This window comes from Pseudomaricurvus sp. ABR4_320, from assembly GCF_056159445.1.
In genome coordinates this window covers 1-5,233 of the sequence record NZ_JBSWVF010000043.1, presented here as the reverse complement: position 1 = coordinate 5,233, position 5,233 = coordinate 1, and the positions used below count along the sequence as shown (strand labels likewise).

At 43.3% G+C, this 5,233-nt stretch carries 6 protein-coding genes; 1 reads left to right on the top strand and 5 read right to left on the bottom strand.

Annotated features, from left to right (window positions below):
- The first annotated feature begins 367 nt into the window (after positions 1-367).
- Positions 368-1,015 (top strand): hypothetical protein, encoded by a 648-nt coding sequence (locus ACXAFR_RS27065; RefSeq protein ID WP_475183212.1) that lies wholly within the window; start codon positions 368-370, stop codon positions 1,013-1,015.
- A gap of 414 nt (positions 1,016-1,429) precedes the next feature.
- Here ACXAFR_RS27065 and ACXAFR_RS27060 read toward each other — a convergent pair whose 3' ends face one another.
- The 5 genes from ACXAFR_RS27060 to ACXAFR_RS27040 form a co-directional block, all read right to left on the bottom strand.
- On the bottom strand, positions 1,430-2,017 hold the full coding sequence (locus tag ACXAFR_RS27060; protein WP_475183211.1) for an ankyrin repeat domain-containing protein: 588 nt from the start codon (positions 2,015-2,017) through the stop codon (positions 1,430-1,432).
- A 2-nt stretch (positions 2,018-2,019) separates the two neighbouring features.
- The gene (locus ACXAFR_RS27055; protein WP_475183208.1) at positions 2,020-2,433 is read right to left on the bottom strand and encodes a hypothetical protein; all 414 of its coding nucleotides are present in this window, start codon (positions 2,431-2,433) and stop codon (positions 2,020-2,022) included.
- Between the two features lie 457 nt (positions 2,434-2,890).
- Positions 2,891-3,586, bottom strand: a complete 696-nt coding sequence (locus ACXAFR_RS27050; RefSeq protein ID WP_475183204.1) for a hypothetical protein — start codon at positions 3,584-3,586, stop codon at positions 2,891-2,893.
- Positions 3,587-3,594: 8 nt separating this feature from the next.
- Positions 3,595-4,227, bottom strand: coding sequence for a hypothetical protein (locus tag ACXAFR_RS27045; protein WP_475183201.1), 633 nt, complete (start codon positions 4,225-4,227; stop codon positions 3,595-3,597).
- 312 nt (positions 4,228-4,539) lie between these two features.
- On the bottom strand, positions 4,540-5,109 hold the full coding sequence (locus ACXAFR_RS27040) for an ankyrin repeat domain-containing protein (RefSeq protein ID WP_475183200.1): 570 nt from the start codon (positions 5,107-5,109) through the stop codon (positions 4,540-4,542).
- Positions 5,110-5,233 lie beyond the last annotated feature (124 nt).

The window sequence follows — 5,233 nt, the reverse complement described above, 5'->3', positions numbered from 1 at the left end:
TGAGCAGTCTTTTTATAAGTCGTCATATCGCTTCTCTACTGACGTGATTGGCGAGTACTTATCGTCTGTCCTTTAACACTACTGGTTTAAGTGCTTTCCCCCAATGTGCACTTGTCGAAATAATGTCTGCAGCATAAGAAACCGCTGTTGAGCGTTACTTGGTGCACCAACAAGTTAAAAGGAGATACTGTTCAGAAGCTCAGAGAACGAATTCAAAAAGTAAATTTATATTTTTTCTGGTGTGTAAATTATTCACTTTTTACATTGACATAACGTGTTAATTTCACAGATTGAAAATTCTATAGCTATCAAAAAATTATTTTTGGTAGCTCACATAAGAAGTCATCACAACGATGTCTTCTTATGCATGATCATCAAATCAGATTATTTTCAAAGAAGCAGTTTATTTAATTTAGGACGAAAACCATTCATGAAGAAAACATTGACCACCCTTTCATCACTGGCAGCACTATTAAGTTTGTCTTCCACCCCTTCCTTTGCTCAAGAGTTAGGCAGCGGGTTAAGTTACGATTATGCGACACTAGGCTTTGTGAATGTGGATGTCGAAGGAGTGGATGGAGATGGCTTCAACTTCGGCGGTTCCTACGAATTTCAACAGAACCTGGTTGCCGTAGCCAACTATCAAACGGTCGATTTTGACGGCCCTGCAGATTCTTCAGCACTTTCAGCGGGCATCGGCTATATCCATCCTTACTCCAGCAAAATGGATATTGTCGGCTACGGCAGGATAGCACGCGCTGAAATTGACTATCGCAGAGGTCGCGACGATTCTGACACCGGCGTTTGGCTATCGGGAGGCGTGCGAGGCTTGATAACAGATAAAGTAGAAGCCACAGCACTTTTTAATTATGTCAATCTTGATGATAGCGATACCTATCTCGTGATAGGCGCAAAATACTGGGTGCAAAACAATATATCAGCCGGTATCGAGCTCGATATTGGTAGCGAATCAGATACGATCCTCTTTGAAGGTCGCTGGTACTTTAATAATTAATACTCCCAACTAACAGCTGCAAACCGGCAGACACAGAAATTAAAATGCCGGTTTTTTAATCGATAAAGCCCAGCCTATATTCTGGGCTTTATTAAAACACTTTCTAAATACTATAAATTAGCTACAAATATTTATAAAAATAAACCGCTAGACGTCAACAAAATTAAGCTCTAGAAATAAAACCGCTTGTCACAGCAATAATGCACAAGATCCCGGCCAATACACGTAATGCTGTATTTTTCCTTCCTGTTGCTAAAAAAGCGAAAATGAAAATTACCGCTAGAACCCCACTGACTAAAGATACCCAGCTCAACATTATGTCCATCCATCAATTCCTTATGAGTATGATTTTAAAGACGTTATTGTCTCGGATATAGGTTTCACCAATCAAGACAATTTGAATCTACGTAGCCTTTATCTCAGCTTGCGGTACGCATTTTCTTCAGCAATTTTATCGGCGTGTTCTAGTGCTTCCCGCGAGATAGCGTCATCGCCCTTTGCATTCCAGAGCGCGATGATTTCGGCGCACTCCCGCTCGCCTTGCATCAACGCGAATGCGGCCGCGTCCATATCGCTCATGGTGTCACTGTTATAGTGTACGGCACTGTCGATTCCTGCCTCTAAAAGCAGTGTAACGATCTTTGGCGAGCGGCCAACAATAGCCGCGAAAAGTGGATTTCGAATGGATGCGCTGACGTCAAGCTCCGAGCCTTGCTCCAAAAGATATTCGACGATTTCGTAATGACCTCTCGCTGCTGCGCTACAAATCGGGCGCACGTTATCTCTCTTATCACCGAGGTTAACGTTACTTCCCAATTTAATTAGTTCTTTAGTAGATTTGAGCGATCCAATTCCTGCTGCATAGCCCAGCCAAGTTTCCCCAGCAAATGGTGTATAAAATTCATTTTGGCTAGGATTCTCAATAAAAATAGAGCATATTTTTTCTACATCACCAGTTTTAATGGCATTCACTATTTGAGATGCCAAACTTGTTTCCACCATAATTACCTCCCCTTGGCACGCAAACCATGACGTTGCAAAATCTCGACTACTTCCTCTCTTTGGAAATCCAAGTCTTTTGCTAATCGCAATTCCTCAATCAGAGCTCGAGCCGCCTCTATCGTATGCCCTCGATTCGGAGCCCAAACCAAATTCTCCTGTCCGTATAAGGGATCAATATCATAGCTTCTCAATATATCCTGGCCTTCTCTAACCAAAGCCCGGTGCTCACCGGCCTGCCCATTCACTTCCAAGATATGGTGCAGATGGGCGTTTTTCATATCAAGAGGTTTAACCCCCACGGCCCGTTCTGTTTCCACACTGATATAAGGGCGAGCATACACATCCTGGACATGGGAAAGTGTGGTGCTTCCTGGGGCTCCCTCAACAAATTCTTCCGCGCCGACATCATACCTCAACTTCGAGGTATCGTTGGCATCAACTCGACGCAGATACGGCAGTTCCCTACCCGCTACCCAGACATGACCTTCCGGTGCATCAGGCCATCTTGCAAGGCAGAATTCTGCTGAACCTGATAGGGGGAGTCTGGTAAGACTTACGGTGGTTTGATAGGAGAATTTATTTTTTTCAGGGATAAATCAAGGGTGGTTTGGCCAATGAAAACTGGCTTCTATGGATGATTTAAGCCCGTATACTAAAAGCCACAGAGCGATGGCACCATCGTTAGTGTTCAAAATTGGAACCTGACGCTGTCATAGCTCAAGATTTACTGCCCGAATCTGTTGGAGAAATACATCAGATTATGATGTTGATGGCTGACACAAAGTTTTTAACATCATCAGATTTTAAGTTGTCCTAGATTCCCGCTCCCCTACGAACTGAATCAAAAGCGGTCCCATGTAATTTTCATTGATCTTAGACCTCAAATCCCATAACTGTCCAAGAATCAATAAGAGGCCAAAAATCTAATTTTAAATTTGGAGCCTTGGACTTCCACCATAATAGGCAGTTGCATGAATTTTCCTTAAATTCCAAACATACATACCCACCCATCCCATTTGAATACAAAGCCAACGTATGATCTAATTTAATAGGTAGTTCCTCGAACTCTTCAACGATACTCCAATCTTCTTCCTCCAAGAAAAAATAATCTTCAACCGGTGACAAACCCATAGCTCCAGATGCCAAATAATACCAGCCATTATGCAATTGATTATAAAAATCCTGCAGTTTATCTGGCATTTTTTTCCACACACCCATTACAGATGGATTTATTATTTTTGTATTAGGATTGCGACCTTCATAATAAAGGATTCTAGAACCGTCAGCCGATTTAATCCCATATAACAAACAGAATCCAAAACCATGATGAATTAGGTCTACACTAATAAGATTGCTCTCTAGATATTCCACTACTTGCTCAAATTCCTTTTTGAAATTCGACCAGTAAGATAAAGTGGTCGAAGTCCTTTCATCATCTTCAACACTTAAGATATCTATCCAACTTTCTGGAAAAGATTTTTTATCTATTTCTGAGAGCTGATTTATAGAAATAATCTTTGGATCAGCAACATACTTTTTTAAATAATCTAACAAAGCAACTTGCGTCATAATTCCACCTATTTAGAATCATTTTTTCTTACTAAGTTATCGATTTGCTGCTGTAGCTGAAGCTCTAAATCTTGTTCAATTTGAATCATTTGGCTTCTAAAAATTGGATTCACTGGAGTGCCAGATTTTTGATGCATAGTCCATTCAGCATAGGTTTTTGAACCTTTAGATGCATTTGCAGCTCTACTTAGACCAATAAAATTGTCCGAATTATTCAGAACAGATAGTTGTTGCTCAAATGTCAGCTGATCGAATCCTTCCATTTTTACTATTCGAGCCATAGGAACTATATGGTCTGCTTCCAGCCGTTTATTGACCGTGAAACCAGGTAATGCCTCATCAGGGAAGGGAGGAATTTTCCCTTCATTGACGCTATCCTGAATAGCTGTATTTGGCGTAGAAGCGCGAAGCTCGTTATATATTTCTTGAGAGATTCTTCTCTCACCCAAACGAGCGCCATTAGCCTGATTAGCGTCAACAAACCTACCCGCGCCGACATCATACCGCAACTTCGAGGTATCGTTGGCATCAACCCGGCGCAGATACGGCTGTTCCGTACCCGCTACCCAGACATGACCTTCCGGTGCATCAGGCCAACCGAGTTCTTTCGCAAGTTCAGGGCCTCGGGCAGGCGCGGCCACCCAGCCTTCGCCATCCTGTTCGGATTGGGCAATGCGCTCAGCCTGGTATTGTGAAGCGGCTTCCAGCTCTTCTAAGCGATAGGTAAGCTCTGCCTTTTGAGAGGATGAAAGATTGGGATCACCCCAACTCTGGCTAATGCTTTGGAACTCGAGGGCAATCTTTTGTAGCTCAAAATAGGCTTCCCAGGCGGCGGTACCGGTCTGGGGCCTTCAGAATTCAAGCTAACGATTCACTTTCCGAGTCGAGGGGAAATGCATCCACTGAGGATGCTAGAGAGGTAGGCCTTCCCTCACACCGGACTTACAACACTATTATCTCAGCTTCCGGTACGCATTCTCTTCAGCGATTTTATCTGCGTGTTCTAGTGCTTCCCGAGCGGTAGCGTCATCGCCCTTTGCATTCCAGAGCGCGATGATTTCAGCGCACTCCCGCTCACCCCTCATCAACGCAAATGCGACCGCGTCCATATCGCTCATGGTGTCACTGTTATAGCGTACGGTACTATCGATTCCCGCCTCTAAAAGCAGTGTAACGATCTTTGGTGAGCGGCCAACAATAGCCGCGAAAAGTGGATTTCGAATGGATGCGCTGACATCAAGCTCGGAGCCTTGCTCCAAAAGATATTCGACGATTTCGTAATGGTCATTTGCAGCGGCACTACAAATAGGGCGCCGATTATCTCTACCATCTCCAGCATTAACATCTATACCTACTTCGACCAATGCCTTCAATGACTTTAACTTTCCTGTTCCTGCGGCGTAACCTAGCCAGGTTTGACTCCCTACATAAGTAAATGCGGTCACTTGATCGGGAAACTGACGAAACAATTGGGCAATTACTTCGCAATGCTCATTCCGTATAGCTTCCGAAATTTGGGCCATTTTGCTTTTCTCCGTAGACATCATCTGTTCGCCGCTTCCTGACCGTGTTCTATTAAGATTTCAATTATTACTTCACGGCTTTCATTCGATTCTTGTGCATACCGCAAGTCATATACCAAACGTT

Excerpts from the sequence above, each read along its gene's own strand:
- ACXAFR_RS27065 (WP_475183212.1), top strand. The coding sequence starts at position 368 with ATGATCATCAAATCAGATTATTTTCAAAGAAGCAGTTTATTTAATTTA.
- ACXAFR_RS27040 (WP_475183200.1), bottom strand. The coding sequence starts at position 5,109 with ATGGCCCAAATTTCGGAAGCTATACGGAATGAGCATTGCGAAGTAATT.
- ACXAFR_RS27060 (WP_475183211.1), bottom strand. The coding sequence starts at position 2,017 with ATGGTGGAAACAAGTTTGGCATCTCAAATAGTGAATGCCATTAAAACT.
- ACXAFR_RS27050 (WP_475183204.1), bottom strand. The coding sequence starts at position 3,586 with ATGACGCAAGTTGCTTTGTTAGATTATTTAAAAAAGTATGTTGCTGAT.